At 67.0% G+C, this 21,958-nt stretch carries 16 protein-coding genes, 3 tRNA genes and 1 pseudogene; 18 read left to right on the top strand and 2 right to left on the bottom strand.

The genetic code is table 11. The features are described 5' to 3' along the window. Positions 1 to 2 precede the first annotated feature (2 nt). From tuf to ASG30_RS00085, 18 genes and pseudogenes are all read left to right on the top strand, one after another. The gene (gene tuf / locus ASG30_RS00005) at positions 3 to 1,193 is read left to right on the top strand and encodes an elongation factor Tu (RefSeq protein WP_055890757.1); all 1,191 of its coding nucleotides are present in this window, start codon (positions 3 to 5) and stop codon (positions 1,191 to 1,193) included. Positions 1,194 to 1,197: 4 nt separating this feature from the next. Further along, positions 1,198 to 1,293, top strand: a pseudogene (locus ASG30_RS21975) (elongation factor Tu); the annotation flags it as partial. Between the two features lie 16 nt (positions 1,294 to 1,309). After that, a tRNA-Trp gene (locus ASG30_RS00010) sits at positions 1,310 to 1,385 on the top strand. A 111-nt stretch (positions 1,386 to 1,496) separates the two neighbouring features. Next, the gene (gene secE, locus ASG30_RS00015; protein WP_055890760.1) at positions 1,497 to 1,880 is read left to right on the top strand and encodes a preprotein translocase subunit SecE; all 384 of its coding nucleotides are present in this window, start codon (positions 1,497 to 1,499) and stop codon (positions 1,878 to 1,880) included. A gap of 3 nt (positions 1,881 to 1,883) precedes the next feature. Next, a complete protein-coding gene (nusG, locus tag ASG30_RS00020; protein ID WP_055890762.1) occupies positions 1,884 to 2,480 on the top strand; it encodes a transcription termination/antitermination protein NusG in 597 nt (198 codons plus the stop codon). A 154-nt stretch (positions 2,481 to 2,634) separates the two neighbouring features. Then, a complete protein-coding gene (rplK, locus tag ASG30_RS00025; protein ID WP_055890764.1) occupies positions 2,635 to 3,066 on the top strand; it encodes a 50S ribosomal protein L11 in 432 nt (143 codons plus the stop codon). Then, positions 3,067 to 3,774, top strand: a complete 708-nt coding sequence (gene rplA / locus ASG30_RS00030; protein WP_055890766.1) for a 50S ribosomal protein L1 — start codon at positions 3,067 to 3,069, stop codon at positions 3,772 to 3,774. Between the two features lie 306 nt (positions 3,775 to 4,080). Then, positions 4,081 to 4,581: a 50S ribosomal protein L10 gene (gene rplJ, locus ASG30_RS00035; RefSeq protein ID WP_055890769.1), complete on the top strand. Its 501-nt coding sequence runs from the start codon at positions 4,081 to 4,083 to the stop codon at positions 4,579 to 4,581. 47 nt (positions 4,582 to 4,628) lie between these two features. After that, entirely contained in the window at positions 4,629 to 5,012 is a 384-nt protein-coding gene (gene rplL, locus ASG30_RS00040; protein WP_055890773.1) for a 50S ribosomal protein L7/L12, read from the top strand. A 282-nt stretch (positions 5,013 to 5,294) separates the two neighbouring features. Next, positions 5,295 to 9,407, top strand: coding sequence for a DNA-directed RNA polymerase subunit beta (gene rpoB / locus ASG30_RS00045; RefSeq protein ID WP_055890776.1), 4,113 nt, complete (start codon positions 5,295 to 5,297; stop codon positions 9,405 to 9,407). 18 nt (positions 9,408 to 9,425) lie between these two features. Beyond that, positions 9,426 to 13,652 (top strand): DNA-directed RNA polymerase subunit beta', encoded by a 4,227-nt coding sequence (rpoC, locus tag ASG30_RS00050; RefSeq protein ID WP_055890779.1) that lies wholly within the window; start codon positions 9,426 to 9,428, stop codon positions 13,650 to 13,652. Between the two features lie 82 nt (positions 13,653 to 13,734). Next, a complete protein-coding gene (locus tag ASG30_RS00055; RefSeq protein ID WP_055890782.1) occupies positions 13,735 to 14,319 on the top strand; it encodes a LemA family protein in 585 nt (194 codons plus the stop codon). Further along, entirely contained in the window at positions 14,316 to 15,668 is a 1,353-nt protein-coding gene (gene rsmB, locus ASG30_RS00060; RefSeq protein WP_082521784.1) for a 16S rRNA (cytosine(967)-C(5))-methyltransferase RsmB, read from the top strand. Before ASG30_RS00055 ends, rsmB begins: the two co-directional genes overlap by 4 nt. Further along, positions 15,646 to 16,248: a DUF4390 domain-containing protein gene (locus tag ASG30_RS00065; protein WP_156385363.1), complete on the top strand. Its 603-nt coding sequence runs from the start codon at positions 15,646 to 15,648 to the stop codon at positions 16,246 to 16,248. The genes rsmB and ASG30_RS00065 overlap by 23 nt, the downstream gene beginning before the upstream one ends. Continuing rightward, complete coding sequence (locus tag ASG30_RS00070; protein ID WP_055891858.1) at positions 16,248 to 18,530, top strand: sensor histidine kinase; 2,283 nt, start codon at positions 16,248 to 16,250, stop codon at positions 18,528 to 18,530. The genes ASG30_RS00065 and ASG30_RS00070 overlap by 1 nt, the downstream gene beginning before the upstream one ends. 43 nt (positions 18,531 to 18,573) lie before the next feature. Further along, positions 18,574 to 19,281 (top strand): response regulator, encoded by a 708-nt coding sequence (locus tag ASG30_RS00075; protein ID WP_055890785.1) that lies wholly within the window; start codon positions 18,574 to 18,576, stop codon positions 19,279 to 19,281. Positions 19,282 to 19,300: 19 nt separating this feature from the next. Beyond that, positions 19,301 to 19,376, top strand: a tRNA-Phe gene (locus ASG30_RS00080). A gap of 53 nt (positions 19,377 to 19,429) precedes the next feature. Further along, positions 19,430 to 19,505, top strand: a tRNA-Gly gene (locus tag ASG30_RS00085). 607 nt (positions 19,506 to 20,112) lie between these two features. Here the strand turns inward: ASG30_RS00085 and ASG30_RS00090 are convergent. Both ASG30_RS00090 and ASG30_RS00095 read right to left on the bottom strand, forming a co-directional pair. Then, positions 20,113 to 20,445, bottom strand: coding sequence for a c-type cytochrome (locus ASG30_RS00090; RefSeq protein WP_235579704.1), 333 nt, complete (start codon positions 20,443 to 20,445; stop codon positions 20,113 to 20,115). Further along, complete coding sequence (locus ASG30_RS00095) at positions 20,445 to 21,836, bottom strand: PQQ-dependent sugar dehydrogenase (protein WP_082521785.1); 1,392 nt, start codon at positions 21,834 to 21,836, stop codon at positions 20,445 to 20,447. The genes ASG30_RS00090 and ASG30_RS00095 overlap by 1 nt, the downstream gene beginning before the upstream one ends. Positions 21,837 to 21,958 lie beyond the last annotated feature (122 nt).

Below are 21,958 nucleotides of genomic sequence, written 5' to 3' on the forward strand. Positions count from 1 at the left end.
AAATGGCAAAAGGTAAATTCGAGCGCACGAAGCCGCACGTCAACGTGGGCACCATCGGCCACGTGGACCACGGCAAGACCACGCTGACGGCGGCGATCACGACGGTGCTGTCGACCAAGTTCGGCGGCGAAGCCAAGGCCTACGACCAGATCGATGCGGCGCCCGAGGAAAAGGCGCGCGGCATCACGATCAACACCGCGCACGTGGAATACGAGACGGCCGCRCGCCACTACGCCCACGTGGACTGCCCGGGCCACGCCGACTACGTCAAGAACATGATCACCGGTGCCGCCCAGATGGAYGGCGCCATCCTGGTGTGCTCGGCCGCCGACGGCCCGATGCCCCAGACGCGCGAGCACATCCTGCTGGCCCGCCAGGTGGGCGTGCCGCACATCATCGTGTTCCTGAACAAGTGCGACATGGTGGACGACGCCGAGCTGCTCGAGCTGGTCGAGATGGAAGTGCGCGAGCTGCTGACCAAGTACGACTTCCCCGGTGACGACACCCCGATCATCCATGGCTCGGCCAAGCTGGCGCTGGAAGGCGACAAGGGCGACCTGGGCGAGAAGGCCATCATGAAGCTGGCCGACGCGATGGACAGCTACTTCCCGACGCCGCAGCGCGCCGTGGACGGYGCGTTCCTGATGCCGGTGGAAGACGTGTTCTCCATCTCCGGCCGCGGCACCGTGGTCACCGGCCGCGTGGAGCGTGGCGTGGTCAAGGTCGGCGAGGAAATCGAGATCGTGGGCATCAAGCCCACGCAAAAGACGACCTGCACSGGCGTGGAGATGTTCAGGAAGCTCCTGGACCAGGGCCAGGCCGGYGACAACGTGGGCATCCTGCTGCGCGGCACCAAGCGCGAAGACGTCGAGCGCGGCCAGGTGCTGTGCAAGCCGGGTTCGGTCAAGCCGCACACGCACTTCACGGCCGAGATCTACGTGCTGTCCAAGGACGAGGGCGGCCGCCACACGCCGTTCTTCAACAACTACCGTCCYCAGTTCTACTTCCGCACGACGGACGTGACGGGCGCCATCGAGCTGCCCAAGGACAAGGAGATGGTGATGCCTGGCGACAACGTGTCGATCACGGTCAAGCTGATCGCCCCGATCGCCATGGAAGAAGGCCTGCGCTTCGCCATCCGCGAAGGCGGCAAGACCGTGGGTTCCGGCGTCGTCGCCAAGATCATGGAATAAGGCNATCGCCCCGATCGCCATGGAAGAAGGCCTGCGCTTCGCCATCCGCGAAGGCGGCAAGACCGTGGGTTCCGGCGTCGTCGCCAAGATCATGGAATAAGGCCTCACGGCCTCGGAGGGGTATAGCTCAATTGGCAGAGCGTCGGTCTCCAAAACCGAAGGTTGTAGGTTCGATTCCTACTGCCCCTGCCACCTGAGTGGCATCCCAGGCCCGCGAGGGCGCGAGAGAAATCAAGCCCGTCTGAACGACGGGCTTCACCGTTTCTAGGAAACGGCTGGATCAAGAGCAGGAAACCGCCATTCATGGCCACTTCACAGCAAGTTGAAACCGTCACCACCGGCGCCGACAAGGCCAAGCTGGGCGCCGCCGTCGCCCTGGTGATCGCCGGCATCGCGGGCTTCTACCTGCTTGGCCGCCAGGGCGCCGTCGCCCAGTGGGGCGCTCTGGTGCTGGGCCTGGCCGCGGCCTTCGTCGTCTTCATGACGTCGGAGACCGGCAAGGAGTTCGCCGCCTTCGGGCGCGACGCCTGGAAGGAAGTCAAGAAGGTCGTCTGGCCCACCCGCAAGGAAGCGATCCAGATGACCGTCTACGTGTTCGGCTTCGTCGTGGTCATGGCGCTGTTCCTGTGGCTGACCGACAAGACCCTCGAGTGGGTGTTCTACGACCTGATCCTGGGGTGGAAGTAAGACATGAGCGAAACCGAAACGTCCCAGAACGCCGGCGAAGCGGGCGCGCCCGCCAAGCCGACCAACCCCGACCTTCGCTGGTACGTGGTGCACGCCTACTCCGGCATGGAGAAGGCCGTCGAGCGCAACATCCGTGAGCGCATCAACCGCGCCGGCATGCAGGACATGTTCGGCGAGATCCTGGTGCCCACCGAGGAAGTGGTCGAGATCAAGAACGGCCAGAAGCGCACTTCGGAGCGTCGCTTCTACCCCGGCTACGTGCTGGTGCAGATGGTGATGAACGACGACACCTGGCACCTGGTCAAGCACACCAACAAGGTGACCGGCTTCGTCGGCGGCGCCAAGAACCGCCCGGCCCCGATCTCCGAGGACGAGGTCGCCAAGATCCTCGGCCAGATGGAAGAGGGCGTCGAGAAGCCCCGCCACAAGGTCGAATTCGTGGTGGGCGAGTACGTGCGCGTCAAGGACGGCCCGTTCACCGACTTCAACGGCACGGTCGAGGAAGTCAACTACGAGAAGAACAAGGTGCGGGTGTCCGTCACCATCTTCGGCCGCGCCACGCCGGTCGAACTCGAGTTCAGCCAGGTCGAGAAGACCTGAAGCCCAGCGGGCCCGGCCACGGCGGGCCCCGAATGCCAAGTTTTCCGATCCGCGTTCACCAGCTCGCGCGGGTTTCAAGAAGTCGAGCTGTCAACCCCGGGGAGCCGAGGTCCTTGTGACCGAGGCGCTAGAACCCGCAAGGAGTACCTGAACCATGGCGAAGAAAATCGTCGGTTTTGTCAAGCTGCAAGTGCCGGCTGGCAAGGCCAACCCGTCGCCCCCGATCGGCCCCGCGCTGGGCCAGCGCGGCCTGAACATCATGGAGTTCTGCAAGGCGTTCAACGCGCAGACCCAGGGTGTCGAGCCGGGCCTGCCGCTGCCGGTGGTGATCACCGCCTACGCGGACAAGAGCTTCACCTTCATCATCAAGACCCCCCCGGCCACGACGCTGATCAAGAAGGCGATCAAGCTGGACAAGGGTTCGGCCAAGCCGCACAGCGACAAGGTCGGCAAGATCACCCGGGCCCAGCTCGAGGAGATCGCCAAGACCAAGCTGAAGGACATGAACGCGGCCTCGATCGACGCCGCCGTCAAGACGCTGGCCGGCTCTGCCCGTTCGATGGGCGTCACCGTGGAGGGCGTGTAAATGGCCAAGCTGACCAAGAAGCAAAAAGCCCTCGAGGGCAAGGTCGACAGCACCAAGCTGTACCCGCTGACCGAGGCGATCACCCTCGTGAAGGAAGCCGCCACCGCCAAGTTCGATGAGTCCATCGACGTGGCCGTGCAGCTGGGCATCGACGCCAAGAAGTCCGACCAGGTGGTGCGTGGCGCCGTCGTGCTGCCCAACGGCACCGGCAAGACCAAGCGCGTGGCCGTGTTCGCCCAGGGCGCCAAGGCCGAGGAAGCCAAGGCCGCTGGCGCCGACATCGTCGGCATGGACGACCTGGCCGCCCGCGTCAAGGCCGGCGACATGCCGTTCGACGTGGTGATCGCCGCGCCCGACGCGATGCGCGTGGTCGGCACGCTGGGCCAGATCCTGGGCCCCCGCGGCCTGATGCCCAACCCCAAGGTCGGCACCGTCACGCCCGACGTCGCCACGGCGGTCAAGAACGCCAAGGCCGGCCAGGTGCAGTTCCGCGTCGACAAGGCGGGCATCGTGCACGCCACCATCGGCCGCCGCTCGTTCGACACCGACAAGCTGCAGGGCAACCTGTCGGCGCTGATCGACGCGCTGACCAAGGCCAAGCCGGCATCGAGCAAGGGCATCTACCTGCGCAAGGTGGCCGTGTCCTCGACCATGGGCCTGGGCGTTCGCGTGGACACGCAGACGCTGGCGGCGCAACCGCAGGCGTAGCAATGACGAGGTGCCGGACCAAGAGCGCGTAGCGCGTTGCTCGGGCACCTCTGACTATCGGCCGTGCCGAAAGGCGCGGCCGGCGTGGTGGGCTGCCGGCCCGCGAGGAACCGGCAGGCCATCCAAGACCGTTGGTGCGGGGCGACCCGCTTAATGGCAGGAATGGAGGTTCGCCTCCAAATCCCGTCGCCAACGCAGATGGCGATCCCGCCGAGATGGAGTTGGAAGATTCCTCGAGGTTTGGTCGCTGAAGGAAAGGCGTGCCGCGAAGGTGGAAACCCCAGCGGCGCATTTAAGGAGTAGACCTTGAGTCTGAATCGCAGTGAGAAAGAAGCGGTCATTGAAGAAGTGACCGGCCTCGCCGCTAAAGCTCAAACGCTGGTGATGGCGGAATACCGCGGCATCACGGTCGCCGACATGACGAAGCTGCGCAACGAAGCGCGCAAGCAGGGTGTCAGCCTGAGTGTTCTGAAGAACACCCTGGCTCGCCGTGCGGTTGCGGGCAGCCAGTTCGAAGTCGTCGGTGACCAGATGACCGGTCCGCTGATCTACGGCTTCTCCGTGGACGCTGTGGCCGCCGCCAAGGTGGTGGCCGACTTCGCGAAGACCAACGACAAGCTGGTCATTCGCGCGGGCGCGTTCGCGGGCAAGGCCCTGGATGTCAACGGCGTGAAGCAGCTGGCCAGCATTCCGAGCAAGGAAGTGCTGTTGGCCCAGCTGTGCGGGCTGTTGATGTCGCCGATCTCCCGCACCGCCGTGGTGCTGGGCGCGCTGGCGACCAAGAAAGGCGAGGCGGCGGCTGCCTGAGCGGCAGGCGTCCCCCACGTAACCCAACTCATTTCTAGGAACGAAAAATGGCATTCGACAAAGACGCATTCCTGACCGCGCTGGACAGCATGACGGTCATGGAACTCAACGACCTGGTCAAGGCGATCGAAGAGAAGTTCGGCGTGTCCGCCGCCGCGATGGCCGCTCCGGCCGCCGGTGGTGGCGCTGGCGGCGGCGCTGCCGCGGCCGCCGAAGAGAAGACCGAGTTCACCGTGCAGCTGCTGGAAGCCGGCGCGAACAAGGTGTCGGTCATCAAGGCCGTGCGCGAGATCACCGGCCTGGGCCTCAAGGAAGCCAAGGACCTGGTGGACGGCGCTCCGAAGGCCGTCAAGGAAGGCATCGCCAAGGCCGACGCCGAGGCTGCCAAGAAGAAGCTGGAAGAAGCCGGCGCCAAGGTCGAACTCAAGTAATCGACCCCGGCACCGGAGGCTGGACGGCTCGAAAGGGCCTCCAGCCTTTGGTGCTTCTTGGAGGGTGGCGTGAACGCACCCGAAAGCCCTGGGACAATCGCGGGTTCCCCCCAGAGTTTTCGAGTGTCTTCTGACCCCGACTGCAGAAGATGCCTTGGTTCGGGCCGTGTGCAATGCACGGCCGTCCGCCATGGTTGGTAGTGGCCAACCCGCCAAGCAACGCCGGTCCCATCCGCGGGCCCGGCTAGTCAGTTGCGCAAGAGCTCATAGCCCGGAGATCTCATGGCCTATTCTTACACCGAACGCAAGCGCATCCGCAAAAGCTTCGGCAAACGCGACAGCGTGCTGGAAGTGCCGTACCTGCTGCAGATGCAGAAGGACGCGTACACCGCCTTCCTCCAAGCCGACATGGCGCCCTCGCGGCGCACCGTCGAGGGCCTGCAGGCCGCGTTCGACGCGGCTTTCCCCATCGTCTCGCACAACGGGTTTGTCGAGATGAAGTTCATCGAATACAACCTGGCCAAGCCGGCGTTCGACGTGCGCGAGTGCCAGACTCGCGGCCTGACCTACGCCTCGGCCGTGCGCGCCAAGGTGCAGCTGATCATCTACGACCGCGAGTCGTCGACGCCGCAGAGCAAGGTGGTCAAGGAGGTCAAGGAGCAGGAGGTCTACATGGGCGAAGTGCCCCTGATGACCGACAAGGGCTCCTTCATCATCAACGGCACCGAGCGCGTGATCGTCTCCCAGCTGCACCGCTCGCCGGGCGTGTTCTTCGAGCACGACAAGGGCAAGACGCACAGCTCGGGCAAGCTGCTGTTCAGCGCCCGCATCATCCCCTACCGCGGCTCCTGGCTGGACTTCGAGTTCGACCCGAAGGACATCCTGTACTTCCGCGTCGACCGCCGCCGCAAGATGCCGGTGACGATCCTGCTCAAGGCCATCGGCCTGACGCCCGAGTCGATCCTGGCGAACTTCTTCGTCAACGACAACTTCCGCCTGATGGACAGCGGCGCGCAGATGGAGTTCGTCTCCGAGCGCCTGCGCGGCGAAGTGGCCCGCTTCGACATCACCGACAAGTCCGGCAAGGTCGTGGTGGCCAAGGACAAGCGCGTCACCGCCCGCCACACCCGTGAGCTGGAGCAGACCGGCACCACGCACATCAGCGTGCCCGAGGACTACCTGATCGGCCGCGTCGTCGCCCGCAGCGTCGTCGACGCCGACACCGGCGAGATCATCGCCAAGGCCAACGACGAGCTGACCGAGGCCCTCCTCAAGAAGCTGCGCACCGCCGGCGTCCAGGACCTGCAGGTCATCTACACCAACGAGCTCGACCAGGGCCCGTACATCAGCCAGACCCTGCGCATCGACGAGACGGTGGACGAGTTCGCCGCCCGCGTGGCCATCTACCGCATGATGCGCCCCGGCGAGCCGCCCACCGAGGACGCGGTGCAGGCCCTGTTCCAGCGCCTGTTCTACAACCCGGACACGTACGACCTGTCGCGCGTGGGCCGCATGAAGTTCAACGCCAAGGTCGGACGCGAAGAGAGCACCGGCCCGATGGTGCTGACCAACGAAGACATCCTCGCCGTGGTCAAGATCCTGGTGGACTTGCGCAACGGCCGCGGTGAAGTCGACGACATCGACCACCTGGGCAACCGCCGCGTCCGCTGCGTCGGCGAGCTGGCCGAGAACCAGTACCGCACGGGCCTGGCCCGCATCGAGAAGGCCGTCAAGGAACGCCTCGGCCAGGCCGAGCAAGAGCCGCTGATGCCGCACGACCTGATCAACTCCAAGCCGATCTCCGCGGCGCTCAAGGAGTTCTTCGGCGCGTCGCAGCTGTCGCAGTTCATGGACCAGACCAACCCGCTGTCCGAGATCACGCACAAGCGCCGCGTCTCGGCCCTGGGCCCGGGCGGCCTGACGCGCGAGCGCGCCGGCTTCGAAGTGCGCGACGTGCACGTCACGCACTACGGCCGGGTGTGCCCGATCGAGACGCCGGAAGGCCCGAACATCGGCCTGATCAACTCCCTGGCCCTGTACGCGCGCCTGAACGAGTACGGCTTCATCGAGACGCCGTACCGCCGCGTGCGCGACGGCAAGGTGACGATGGAAATCGACTACCTGTCGGCCATCGAGGAAGGCAAGTACGTGATCGCCCAGGCCAACGCGGCGCTGGACGAGCAGGGCCGCCTGACCGGCGAGCTGGTGTCCGCCCGTGAGCGCGGCGAATCCATCCTGGTCGGCGCCGACCGCATCCAGTACATGGACGTGTCGCCGGCGCAGATCGTGTCGGTGGCCGCCTCGCTGGTGCCCTTCCTGGAGCACGACGACGCCAACCGCGCACTGATGGGCGCCAACATGCAGCGCCAGGCCGTGCCGGTGCTGCGCCCCGAGAAGGCCTTCGTCGGCACCGGCATCGAGCGCGTCTCCGCGGTCGACTCCGGCACCGTGGTCACCGCCAGCCGCGGCGGCGTGGTCGACTACGTCGATGCCACCCGCATCGTGGTGCGCGTGAACGACGAGGAAGCCGCCGCCGGTGAAGTCGGCGTCGACATCTACAACCTGATCAAGTACCAGCGTTCCAACCAGAACACCAACATCCACCAGCGTCCGATCGTCAAGCGCGGCGACAAGATCTCCAAGGGCGACGTCGTCGCCGACGGGGCGTCGACCGACCTGGGCGAGCTCGCGCTCGGCCAGAACATGCTGGTGGCGTTCATGCCCTGGAACGGCTACAACTTCGAGGACTCGATCCTGATCAGCGAGCGCGTCGTGGCCGACGACCGCTACACCTCGATCCACATCGAGGAACTGGTGGTGATGGCGCGCGACACCAAGCTGGGCGCCGAGGAGATCACCCGCGACATCCCGAACCTGTCGGAGCAGCAGCTCAACCGCCTGGACGAGAGCGGCATCATCTACGTGGGCGCCGAGGTCATGCCGGGCGACACGCTGGTGGGCAAGGTCACCCCCAAGGGCGAGACCACGCTGACGCCGGAAGAGAAGCTGCTTCGCGCCATCTTCGGCGAGAAGGCCTCCGACGTGAAGGACACCTCGCTGCGCGTGGACCAGGGCTCGCAGGGCACCGTGATCGACGTGCAGGTGTTCACCCGCGAAGGCATCCAGCGCGACAAGCGCGCCCAGCAGATCATCGACGATGAACTCAAGCGCTTCCGCCTGGACCTGAACGACCAGCTGCGCATCGTCGAGGCCGACGCCTTCGACCGGATCGAGAAGCTGCTCAACGGCAAGGTCGCCAACGGCGGCCCGCAGAAGCTGGCCAAGGGCACCAAGATCGACAAGGCCTACCTGCAGTCGATCGAGAAGTACCACTGGTTCGACATCCGCCCGGCCGACGACGACGTGGCCGCCCAGCTCGAGTCCATCAAGAACTCGATCGAGCAGCAGCGCCACAACTTCGACCTCGCGTTCGAAGAAAAGCGCAAGAAGCTGACCCAGGGCGACGAGCTTCCCGCCGGCGTGCTGAAGATGGTCAAGGTCTACCTGGCCGTCAAGCGGCGCCTGCAGCCCGGCGACAAGATGGCCGGCCGCCACGGCAACAAGGGCGTGGTGTCCAAGATCGTTCCGGTCGAGGACATGCCCTACATGGCCGACGGCACGCCGTGCGACATCGTGCTCAACCCGCTGGGCGTGCCTTCGCGCATGAACGTGGGCCAGGTGCTGGAAGTGCACCTGGGCTGGGCCGCCAAGGGCATCGGCCACCGCATCGGCGACATGCTGCAGGAGCAGTCCCGCGTGGCCGAACTGCGCAAGTTCCTCGACGAGCTGTACAACAAGTCCGGCCGCCAGGAAGACATCACGTCGATGAGCGACGACCAGGTGCTGGAGATGGCCGGCGAGCTCGCCAAGGGCGTGCCGTTCGCCACCCCGGTGTTCGACGGCGCCTCGGAGACCGAGATCCGCAACATGCTGCACCTGGCCTTCCCGGAGGACATCTCGCAGCGCAAGGGCCTCACCGCCACCCGCACGCAGGCGCACCTGTACGACGGCCGCACCGGCGACCAGTTCGAGCGCCCCGTCACCGTGGGCTACATGCACGTGCTCAAGCTTCACCACCTGGTGGACGACAAGATGCACGCGCGTTCGACCGGCCCGTACTCGCTCGTCACGCAGCAGCCCCTGGGCGGCAAGGCCCAGTTCGGCGGCCAGCGCTTCGGCGAGATGGAAGTGTGGGCGCTGGAAGCCTACGGCGCGGCCTACACGCTGCAGGAGATGCTGACGGTGAAGTCCGACGACGTGCAGGGCCGCACCAAGGTGTACGAGTCCATCGTCAAGGGCGAGCACGCCATCGACGCCGGCATGCCGGAATCGTTCAACGTCCTGGTCAAGGAGATCCGCTCCCTGGGCCTGGACATGGAACTCGAGCGTTCGTAATAGGGAAGGATTGAGTCAATGAAATCGCTACTCGACCTGTTCAAGCAATTCACACCCGACGAGCATTTCGATGCCATCAAGATCGGGATGGCCTCGCCGGAGAAGATCCGTTCGTGGTCGTTCGGTGAAGTCAAGAAGCCCGAGACGATCAACTACCGCACGTTCAAGCCGGAGCGGGACGGTCTCTTCTGCGCCAAGATCTTCGGCCCGATCAAGGACTACGAGTGCCTGTGCGGCAAGTACAAGCGCCTGAAGCACCGCGGCGTGATCTGCGAGAAGTGCGGCGTCGAAGTCACCCAGACCAAGGTGCGCCGCGAGCGCATGGGCCACATCGACCTGGCCGCGCCCTGCGCCCACATCTGGTTCCTGAAGTCGCTGCCGTCGCGCCTGGGCCTGGTGCTCGACATGACGCTGCGCGACATCGAGCGCGTGCTGTACTTCGAGGCCTACGTCATCACCGACCCCGGCATGACCCCGCTCAAGAAGTTCGGGATCATGTCCGAGGACGACCATGACGCCAAGCGCAAGGAATACGGCGACGAGTTCATCGCCAAGATGGGCGCCGAAGGCATCAAGGACCTGCTCGAAGGCATCGACATCGACATCGAGATCGAGAAGCTTCGCGGCGACCTGACCGGCTCCGAAGTCAAGGTCAAGAAGAACGCCAAGCGCCTGAAGGTGCTGGAAGCCTTCAAGAAGTCGGGCATCAAGCCCAACTGGATGGTGATGGACGTGCTGCCGGTGCTGCCGCCGGACCTGCGTCCGCTGGTGCCGCTGGACGGCGGCCGCTTCGCGACCTCCGACCTGAACGACCTGTACCGCCGCGTCATCAACCGCAACTCGCGCCTGCGCCGCCTGCTGGAACTCAAGGCCCCGGAGATCATCGCGCGCAACGAGAAGCGCATGCTGCAGGAAGCCGTCGACTCGCTGCTGGACAACGGCCGCCGCGGCAAGGCCATGACGGGCGCCAACAAGCGCGCCCTGAAGTCCCTGGCCGACATGATCAAGGGCAAGAGCGGCCGCTTCCGCCAGAACCTGCTGGGCAAGCGCGTCGACTACTCGGGCCGCTCGGTCATCACCGTGGGCCCGACCCTCAAGCTGCACCAGTGCGGCCTGCCCAAGCTGATGGCGCTGGAGCTGTTCAAGCCCTTCATCTTCTCGCGCCTGGAGGCGATGGGCATCGCCACCACGATCAAGGCGGCCAAGAAGGAAGTGGAATCCGGCACCCCGGTGGTGTGGGACATCCTGGAAGAGGTGATCAAGGAGCACCCGGTCCTGCTGAACCGCGCGCCGACCCTGCACCGCCTGGGCATCCAGGCCTTCGAGCCGATCCTGATCGAAGGCAAGGCGATCCAGCTGCATCCGCTGGTCTGCGCCGCCTTCAACGCCGACTTCGACGGCGACCAGATGGCCGTGCACGTCCCGCTGTCGGTGGAAGCGCAGATGGAAGCCCGCACGCTCATGCTGGCCTCCAACAACGTGCTCTTCCCCGCCAACGGCGAGCCGTCCATCGTTCCGTCGCAGGACGTGGTGCTGGGCCTGTACTACACCACCCGCGAGCGCATCAACGCCAAGGGTGAAGGCATGGTCTTCGCCGACGTGGGCGAGGTCCAGCGCGCGCTGGACGGCGGCCAGGTCGAGCTGACCGCCAAGGTGGCCGTGCGCCTGACCGAGTGGAACAGGGACAAGACCAGCGGCGAGTTCGTGCCTTCCACCAGCCTGGTGGACACCACGGTCGGCCGCGCGCTGCTGTCGGAGATCCTGCCCAAGGGCCTGGCCTTCGCCAACATCAACAAGGCGCTCAAGAAGAAGGAGATCAGCAAGCTGATCAACGTGTCCTTCCGCAAGTGCGGCCTGAAGGAGACCGTGGTCTTCGCCGACAAGCTGCTGCAGAACGGCTTCCGCCTGGCCACCAAGGCCGGCATCTCCATCGCCATCGACGACATGCTGGTGCCGCCGCAGAAGGCGGAGATCATCGCGCGCGCCGAGAAGGAAGTGAAGGAGATCGAGCAGCAGTACGTCTCGGGCCTGGTCACCGCCGGCGAGCGCTACAACAAGGTGGTCGACATCTGGGGCAAGTCGGGCGACGAAGTGTCCAAGGTGATGATGGCCCAGCTGGCCAAGGAAAAGACGCTGGACCGCAACGGCAAGGAAGTGGAGCAGGAGTCGTTCAACTCCATCTACATGATGGCCGACTCCGGCGCCCGCGGCTCGGCCGCCCAGATCCGCCAGCTGGCGGGCATGCGGGGCCTGATGGCCAAGCCGGACGGCTCGATCATCGAGACGCCGATCACGGCCAACTTCCGCGAAGGCCTGAACGTTCTGCAGTACTTCATCTCCACGCACGGCGCCCGCAAGGGCCTGGCCGACACGGCGCTGAAGACCGCGAACTCCGGCTACCTCACGCGCCGCCTGGTCGACGTGACGCAGGACCTGGTCGTGATCGAGGACGACTGCGGCACCAGCGAGGGCTCGCTGATGCGCGCCATCGTCGAGGGCGGTGAAGTCATCGAATCGCTGCGCGACCGTATCCTCGGCCGTGTCGCGGCCGACGACGTGCTGCACCCCGAGTCGCGGGCCGTCATGGTCCCGGCCGGCGCCATGCTGGACGAGGACGTGATCGAGGAGCTGGAAGCCGCCGGCAACGACGAAGTGAAAGTCCGCACGGCGCTCACCTGCGCCACGCGATTCGGCCTTTGCGCCAAGTGCTACGGCCGCGACCTCGGCCGCGGCGGCATGGTCAACGTCGGCGAAGCGGTCGGCGTCATCGCCGCCCAGTCGATCGGCGAGCCCGGCACGCAGCTGACGATGCGCACCTTCCACATCGGTGGCGCCGCGTCCCGCGCGGCCATCGCCTCCAGCGTGGAAGCCAAGTCCAACGGCGTGATCGGCTTCAACAGCACGATGCGCTACGTGACCAACGGCAAGGGCGAGCTGGTGGTGATCGCGCGTTCCGGCGAGATCGTCATCCACGACGAGCACGGCCGCGAGCGCGAGCGCCACAAGGTGCCGTACGGCGCCACGCTGACGGTGAAGGCCGACCAGTCGGTCAAGGCCGGCACCGTGCTGGCCAACTGGGACCCGCTGACCCGCCCGATCATCACGGAGTTCGCCGGCAAGGTGAAGTTCGAGAACGTCGAGGAAGGCCTCACGGTCGCCAAGCAGGTCGACGAGGTCACCGGCCTGTCGACGCTGGTCGTGATCGACCCGAAGCGCCGCGGCTCCGCCAAGGTGGTCCGCCCGCAGGTCAAGCTGATCGACGCCAGCGGCGGCGAGGTGAAGATCCCCGGCACCGACCACTCGGTGACGATCGGCTTCCAGGTCGGCGCGCTGATCCAGGTGCGTGACGGCCAGGACGTGGCGCCCGGCGAAGTGCTGGCCCGCATCCCGATCGAAGGGCAGAAGACCCGCGACATCACGGGCGGCCTGCCGCGCGTGGCCGAGCTGTTCGAAGCCCGCTCGCCCAAGGACAAGGGCGTGCTGGCCGAGATGACCGGCACCGTGTCGTTCGGCAAGGAGACCAAGGGCAAGATCCGCCTGCAGATCACCGATCCGGAAGGCGGCGTGCACGAGGAGCTGGTGCCCAAGGAGAAGAACATCCTGGTGCACGAAGGCCAGGTGGTGAACAAGGGCGAGTCGGTGGTCGACGGTCCGGCGGACCCGCAGGACATCCTGCGCCTGCTGGGCATGGAGGAGCTGGCCCGCTACATCGTCGACGAGGTGCAGGACGTCTACCGCCTCCAGGGCGTGAAGATCAACGACAAGCACATCGAGGTGATCGTTCGCCAGATGCTGCGCCGTGTCGTGGTCGAGAACCCGGGCGAGTCCGGCTACATCGGCGGCGAGCAGGTCGAGCGTTCCGAGATGCTGGACACCAACGACGCGCTGCGTGGCGACAGCAAGATCCCGGCGACCTACAGCAACCTGCTGCTGGGCATCACCAAGGCCTCGCTGTCGACCGATTCGTTCATCTCCGCGGCCTCCTTCCAGGAGACCACGCGCGTGCTGACCGAAGCGGCCATCATGGGCAAGCGCGACGAGCTGCGCGGCCTGAAGGAGAACGTCATCGTCGGCCGCCTGATCCCCGCGGGCACCGGCATGGCGTACCACCAGGCCCGCAAGGCCAAGGACGCGATGGACGAGGCCGAGCGCCGCGCCATCGCCGACCAGGAAGCTGCGGAACTGGCCGGCATCGCCGAAGGCGCGGGCGCCCCCGAGGCGACCGAAGGCGCATCCGGCGAGTAAGCGGCGCGCTTCACTAAACTAGGCGCCCCACCCGTGAAAGCGGGTGGGGCGTTTTCCTTTCTACCGCCGACTCGAAAGCCCGATGTCCTCCACGCTCGTCTCCTGGGTCGCCACGGCCGTCCTGCTGTTCTGGGCGGTGGGCGCCTACAACCGGCTGGTGCGCCTGCGCGGCGAAGCCAACTCGGCCTTTGCCGCGCTCGATGCGGAACTGGCGCGCCAGGTGCAGCTGGTGGGCCAGCTGCTGCCCGAGGACGGCGACCACCCGGCTTCGGTGTTCGACGGCATCGGCGGCTCTTTCTGGGGCGGGCTGCAGGGCGCGGCGGCGCAGCTGGAAGCCACGCTCGCGTCGGCCCGCCAGAAGCCCCTGGAGCCCGAGCGCATCGCGGCGCTCGCGGCCGCGCAGTCGGTGCTGGCCACCGCCTGGGAGCGCGCCGAGCGTGACGACGCGCACGACCTCGCGGGACCGCGCCTGCCCGACACGCTCACGGACACTCGCGCGCACATGACGGCACAGTGCATCGCCGGCGCCGAGAGATTCACCCAGGCCGTGCAGCGGTACAACCACGCCATCGGCCAGTTCCCGGCCGTGCTGCTGGCCTGGCTGTTCGGCTTCAAGCCCGGCCGCGGGCTGGAAGCGATGCCCATGGCCAGGGGACCCGCCACTTGAACCCTTCGCACGACGGCGCCATCCCGCTGTGGCGACAGCTCATCGCGGCGGCGTCGGTCGTGCTTGCGGTGCGCGGCGGCGAATCCGCCACGCCCGCCATCGCGCGCATCGCGCCCGAGCTGCGCGCCGCCGCGCAGGCCCTGGCCTTCCACGCCCTGCGCCAGCTCGGACGCGCCGACGCGCTGCGCAAGCAGCTTGCGAAACGCCCACCGCCGCCCGAGGCCGACGCGCTGCTGTGCACGGCCCTGGCCCTGTGCTGGGACCCGAGCAACGCGCCCTACGAACCGTTCACCCTGGTGGACCAGGCGGTGGAAGCGGCCAAGCGCTCGCCGGCCACCGCCGCGCAGTCGGGCTTCCTCAACGCGTGCCTGCGCCGCTTCCTGCGCGAGCGCGATGCCCTGGTCGCGGCGACGGACCGCGATCCCGTGGCGCGGTGGAACCACCCGCGCTGGTGGATCGACCGGCTTCGCCAGGACCACCCACAGCACTGGCAGGCGATCCTCGCCGCCAACAACACGGCGGCGCCGATGACGCTGCGCGTGAACGTGCGTCGCGCCAACCGCGGGCAGTTGCTGCAGCAGTGGGCCGCCGAGGGCATCGAGGGCGTGCCGGTCGGCGAGGCCGGCATCGTGCTGGCGCGGCCTCGCCCCGTGCATGCGCTGCCGGGCTTCGACCCGGGCTGGGTCTCCGTCCAGGACGCTGCCGCGCAGCTCGCCGCTGCGCTGCTGCTGGAAGAGCTGGAGCCGACGCCCGGGCAACCGCTGCGGCTGCTCGACGCCTGCGCGGCGCCCGGTGGCAAGACCGCGCACCTGCTGGAGCGCGTTGATGCCGAACTCACCGCGCTGGACGTCGATCCGCAGCGCTGCGACCGCATCCATGAAACGCTGCAGCGGCTGGGGCTGCAGGCCCAGGTGGTGGCGGCCGACGCCGCCGACGTCGGGCGCTGGTGGGACGGGCGGCCCTTCGACGGGATCCTGCTGGACGCGCCCTGCACCGCGTCGGGCATCGTGCGCCGTCACCCTGACGTGCGCTGGCTGCGCCGCCCCGGCGACATCGACACGCTGGCCGCGCAGCAGCGCCGCCTGCTCGACGCGCTGTGGCCGCTGGTGCGGCCCGGCGGGCGCCTGCTGTACTGCACCTGCTCGGTCTTTCTCGAGGAGGGCCAGCACCGCGTCGAAGCGTTTGTTGCACACAACAATGAGGCCGTTTTGCGGCCCGGCCCCGGGCATTTGCGACCGCAAGCCGGGGCGGGGCAGGAGCCCCTCCGGGACAATCTTGCAGGTGACCACGACGGTTTCTTCTATGCCGCGCTGGACAAGCGCGCGGATGCTGCGTCGCCGCTGGCTTGAGCGCTGCGTCTGCTGGCTCGCGGCGGTGCTGCTGCTGGCCGCGCCGGCGTGGGTGCGCGCCCAGGGCGCCGAGGTCACCCAACTGCGCCTGGAACGCACCGAAGAAGGCGTGCTGCTCAGCGCGAGCGTCGGCTTCGAGCTGCCGCCCGCGGTGGAGGACGCGCTGCTCAAGGGCATCCCCATGTTCTTCGTGGCGGACGCCTCGCTCCTTCGCGACCGCTGGTACTGGTACGACAAGCACATAGCGGGCGGCTCGCGCCACATGCGGCTGTCCTACCAGCCGCTCACGCGCCGCTGGCGGTTGCAGGTCTCGCCGACGCCGATCGGCAGCTCGGGCCTGGCGCTGGGCCAGAGCTTCGACACCCAGGAAGAGGCGCTCGCGGCCGTGCGCCACATCTCGCGCTGGAAGATCGCCGAGCTGTCGGACCTGGAGCCGGACGCCAAGTACAGCGTGGACTTCCGCTTCCGGCTGGACGTCTCGCAGCTGCCCCGGCCCTTCCAGATCGGCGCGGTCGGCCAGTCCGACTGGAACATCGTGGCCGGTCGCAACCAGCGCCTCGCGCTGGAGAACGGCCGGTGATCACGCCGCTGGAAGTCTCGGCCGAGCCGAAGCCCACCTTCGGCAGCCGGCGAGCCGTGCGCTGGGCCCTGCTGGTCGGCGCCGCGGTGATGATCGCCATCGCGATCGTGCTGATGTTCCTGCTCACGCAGGCCACCGGCAACCGCGAGCTGTACGAGCGCAACTACGGCCGCCTGTTCGCCGTGAACATGGTGGTGGCCGGGTTGCTGCTGCTGGTGATCGGCTGGGTCGCGGTGCGGCTCACCTCGCGCGTGCGGCGCGGCAAGTTCGGCAGCAGGCTGCTGGTCAAGCTGGCGGCCATCTTCGCGCTGGTGGGGTTCGTTCCCGGCCTGCTGATCTACGTGGTGTCCTACCAGTTCGTCTCGCGCTCGATCGAGAGCTGGTTCGACGTCAAGGTGGAAGGCGCGCTGGACGCGGGCCTCAGCCTGGGACGCTCCACGCTGGACACCCTCGCGAATGACCTGGCCAACAAGACGCGCGTCGCCGCGGCGCAACTGGCCGAGGTGCCGGACACCTCCGCCGCGCTGGCCCTGGACCGCCTGCGCGAGCCGCTGTCGGCCAACGACCTGATCCTGTGGAGCGGCAGCGGCCAGCTGGTCGCCAGCGCCGGCCAGTCGCGCCTGCTGCTCAGCCCCGAGCGGCCCACGGTGCAGCAGATCCGCAGGGTGCGGGCGCAGCGCTCGATGGCGGTGGTGGAGGGCCTGGAAGACCCCGGCTCGACCAGCCAGGCCCGCATCAAGGCCCTGGCCATCGTGCCCGGCCCGGGGCTCGGCCTGCTGGCGGAGCCGCGCGTGCTGCAGGTGACGCAGAGCCTGCCGCCCACGCTGGTGGCCAACGCCATCGCGGTGCAGGAGGCCTACCGCGAGTACCAGGAGCGTGCGCTGGCCCGCGACGGCCTGCGGCGCATGTACATCGGCACGCTCACGCTCAGCCTGTTCCTGGCGGTGTTCGGCGCCATCTTCCTGGCCGTCATCCTGGGCAACCAGCTGGCGCGGCCGCTGCTGCTGCTGGCCGCAGGCGTGCGCGAAGTGGCCGCCGGCGACCTGTCGCCCAAGCCGGTGCTGCTGGGCAAGGACGAGCTCGGCGGCCTGACGCGATCCTTCGCCGAGATGACTCAGCAGCTGGCCGACGCGCGCGCTGCCGTGGAATTGAGCATGGGGCAGGTCAACGCCGCGCGGACGCACCTGCAGACCATCCTGGACAACCTGACCGCCGGCGTGATCGTGCTGGACGAACAGGGACGCATCGAGACCTCCAACCCGGGCGCCACGCGCATCCTGCGCATCCCGCTCGCGGCCCACGAAGGGCGGCCGCTGGCGGAGGTGCCGGGGCTGGAGACCTTCGGGGCCGCCGTGCAGACGCAGTTCGACGACTACATGAACGACCGCCTGCAGCACGGCCTGGACCACTGGCAGCAGTCTTTCGAGCTGGCGCCGGTGCAGGGTGGGGCGGCGGCGCAGGGCAGCGCGATCACGCTGGTGGCCCGCGGCGCGGAGATGCCCTCCGAACAGCCTGGGGGCCAGCCGGCCCGCCTGCTGGTGTTCGACGACATCTCGGAGATCGTCTCGGCCCAGCGCGCGCAGGCCTGGGGCGAGGTCGCGCGGCGGCTGGCGCACGAGATCAAGAACCCGCTCACGCCGATCCAGCTGTCGGCCGAGCGCCTGGCCCACAAGCTGGGCGACAAGGTGGCCGAGCCCGAGCGCGCGATCCTGCGCAAGTCGGTGCAGACCATCGTGGACCAGGTCGACGCGATGAAGCGGCTGGTCAACGAATTCCGCGATTACGCGCGCCTGCCCGCGGCCGAGCTCAAGCCGATCGACCTCAACGGCCTGGTGAACGACGTGCTGCACCTCTACGTGCGCGAGGGCGAACCGGGCCCGGGCTCGCAGGTGCCGGTGCGCGCCGAGCTGGACGCCACCTGCCCGAAGATCCTGGGCGATCCCCAGCAGTTGCGCCAGGTCATCCACAACCTGCTGCAGAACGCGCAGGATGCGACCGAGGGCTCCGCGCGCAAGGAAGTGCTGATCCGCACCCAGTGGAACGAGGCCAACCGGCGCGTGCGGCTGGTGGTGCGCGACAGCGGCACTGGCTTCCCCGAGCACATCCTCAAGCGCGCCTTCGAGCCCTACGTCACGACCAAGGACCGGGGCACGGGGCTCGGCCTTGCGGTGGTCAAGAAGATTGCGGACGAGCATGGGGCTCGCATCGATGTGAAGAACCGGGTGGAGGACGGAGTGATTGCGGGGGCGCAAGTCTCGCTATCATTCGCGGTTGCAGCCTGACAACAACCTGCTGAGAGCCGCGCCGGCTACAGCAATCGAGAACATGGCAAACATACTGGTGGTCGACGACGAACTGGGTATCCGCGACCTGCTCTCGGAAATCCTCAACGACGAAGGACACAACGTCGAACTGGCGCAGAACGCTGCACAAGCCCGATCCGCACGGGCACGCGCCCGCCCCGACCTCGTGCTGCTGGACATCTGGATGCCGGACACCGACGGCGTCACGCTGCTCAAGGAGTGGTCCAGCACCGGCCAGCTCACGATGCCGGTGATCATGATGAGCGGTCACGCCACCATCGAGACCGCGGTGGAGGCAACGAAGATCGGCGCGCAGTCGTTCCTCGAGAAGCCGATCACGATGCAGAAGCTGCTCAAGGCCGTCGAGGGCGCGCTCACGCGCGAGACGCCTGGCAATGCCGGCATCCGGCCCAAGCCCGGTCCCGGCTACGTGAGCACGCCCATCCCGCCGATGGCCGAACTCACCGTCGAAGCCGCGATGACCGGCGGTCAGACCATCCCCGCGCCGGTGGAGATGGGCCCGCAGGCGCGCCAGACGTTCGAGCTGGACAAGCCCCTGCGCGACGCGCGCGACGAGTTCGAGAAGAGTTACTTCGAGTTCCACCTCGCCAAGGAGGGCGGCTCCATGACCCGCGTGGCCGAGAAGACCGGCCTGGAGCGCACCCACCTGTACCGCAAGCTCAAGCAGCTCGGCGTCGACCTCTCCCGAGGCAAGCGAAGCGCCGGCTAGGCTATAATTGCCGGCTCACGGCCCGGTAGCTCAGTTGGTAGAGCAGCGGATTGAAAATCCGCGTGTCGGTGGTTCGATTCCGCCCCAGGCCACCAGATCCAAGGAAAGCCCTTGATCGAAAGATCAGGGGCTTTTTCTTCGGCACCCCGCGGGAATAGCTCAGTTGGTAGAGCGCAACCTTGCCAAGGTTGAGGTCGAGAGTTCGAGACTCTTTTCCCGCTCCATTTGGATGGCGTCAGCCGATCCGTCCGAACCACAGCACGGACAAGCTCGCGCCCGCCACGCAATCACGACGCTCGGCAGCTTCACGGCTCCGGGCGGTTCGCGTTTGAATCAACGCCGGATACGAGAAGAGCAGCTTTGTGCTTTGAGCCCTCGTGAGGAGCACGAGCCCACGCGGTTTCCTGTGTATTCGCCGAAGGCGTCGCAAGGGATACCGCATTCGTCGCAACGTCGGCATCGCTGACAACGTTCGCATCCACGATCTGCGACATACGTTCAGTTTAGCAATGAGCCTGAGCGGCTATCGCGTGAGGAAATTAAGCTTGCTAGCTTCCATCTTTCACGACTGATCCGCTCGACTGAAAGCGGCAGGCGGTAGGGCCTCGGGGAGCCTGGCGCGCACGTCTGGCACCACGCGACTGGGACACTGCGCCGGACCCAGAGAGTGGAAACCACAAGGAAATCACTAGGGTTGGCGAGGCCTGTGCGTATCGGTGGTTCGATTCCGCCCAAGGACAACATCTCCTAATGTCCTTGCGCAGCAAGGATTTCCGACCAAAGGGGCTCCATGTGAGCCCCTTTCTTCATTCCTCTCGGCACCAGTTCCGGCTATCTGACCGACAGGATGAACTCAGCCAGCACCTTCGCATCGGCCTCGGACACCTGAGGCTGCGGAGGCATGGGCAACTGGCCCCACACGCCGACCCCGCCCTCCCGGATCTTCCTGGCCAGCATGTCCGCGGCCCCGCTGTCGCCGCTGTACTTGGCGGCCACGTCCTTCATGGACGGTCCCAGCCGTTTCTGGTCGATGGCGTGACAGGCCAGGCAGTTGGATTTCTTGAACAGCTCCTCGTCTGCGACGGCGGAACCGGCAAGAAACAGGGAACCACAAGCCGAGGCGGCAGCCACAGCCCGGCGCATCGACTTCGGCTGGTGGAGCATCAGCTGGGCGTCATCCGGTAGATCTCGCCTTCGTCCGTGGCGACGAACAGGCTCCCGTCCGGCCCCTGGACCGCCGAGCGGAAGCGGCCCGCCGGCATGGGCAGCGACATGGTGGTTCTCTTGGCCGAGGCGCCATCGGCGCTGATGTCCAGGACATCGAGGCGATTGCCGACGGGCGTTCCGTGGATGCCGATGCCCATATAGGACACCACCATCTTCCCGTCCCAGCCCTTCCACTGCTTGCCGTTCAGGAAGGTGCCCGACGACATGCCCTGGGACAGGCCCTCGTTGGTCCAGGCCGGCTTCATCGCATTCGGATAGGTGCGAAGGTCCGTCATCGGCATGAAGGCGGACCGTTCCTTGTTGGGCATGGCGCCCATCTGGTTGGGGCTGTAGCCGCAGTACCTGTCGGGACAATCGCCACGACCGTTGACGTTGGAACGCGGATCCCACCCACCGTTGCCGCCCGGCACGAGGGCGGTCACCTCATCCGTATGCCAGGGGCCGTTCTCGATCGTGAAGGGCTGGTTGGAGCCCGGGCGGAAAGCGATCCCCTGGGGATTGCGGTGCCCGTAGGTGAAGACTCGCGGATCGAATCCCTGCGGCGGGTTGTTCCCCGGAGCGGCCTTGCCCTCACGGTCGATCCGCAGGACCTTGCCGCCCATGCGCGTCGGGCTTTGGGGCACTTCGCCGTTGTGGTTGTCGCCCGTGGTCACGTACAGGAAGCCGTCGGCGGGTCCGAAGCGGATGCGTCCGCCGTTGTGTGCGCCCGAGTCGCCGAAGGGGTGGTCGCTCTTGGCGACCTTGTAGGGGATGTCCGTGACGATGTCCTTCCGGTCGGACAACCGGGTCCCGTCGGGGCTCACCGCGAAGCGGATGACGCGGTTGGTCGTCGGCTGCGCCATGCTGGAGGTGGAGTACACGTAGACGTACCGGTTGCTGGCGAAGTTGGGGTCGACCGCAACGCCGTTCATGCCGGCCTGGCCATCGCAGATCAGGTCAGGGGCCGTGGTGGCGTAACCCTGCGAATCCTTCATGCCCAGCAGGCGGGTGACGGTGCCGGAGGGCTGCCGCACTGAGAGGCCCTTGCACTTCTCCGTGAAGAACATGGTTCCATCGGGCAGGAAGGCCATGTCCCACGGGTTGCTCAACTTGGACAGCACGGGAGTGGCCGCCAGGTTCGGCGCCTGTTGTGTCTGGGGCGCCTGTGGCTGTGCTTGCTGCGCGGGTGGCGGAGCAGAGGCGCAAGAGGCGATGAGGCCGGTCGCACCCAGGAGCAGGTAGGTCTCGATGCTTGCGGGGCGCCTGGTGGTCGTCCCGCTGGCCCCGTGCCGGGGCCGGGCGCTGGCGAACTGACTTGCCCATCCATGGGCCTGGGTCGGCTTCTTCATGATGGCCTCCTTGTTGCCTGGCCCGATCGGCGTCAACCCGCCGCTGGCCAAGACAAAGTCAAGGTCAATCGCGATCTGTTTTCTATCCGGGTCTTTGCTAGCTATCGCGAGTGGCGCGTCAT

Source organism: Ramlibacter sp. Leaf400, assembly GCF_001424545.1.
GTDB lineage: Bacteria > Pseudomonadota > Gammaproteobacteria > Burkholderiales > Burkholderiaceae_C > Ramlibacter.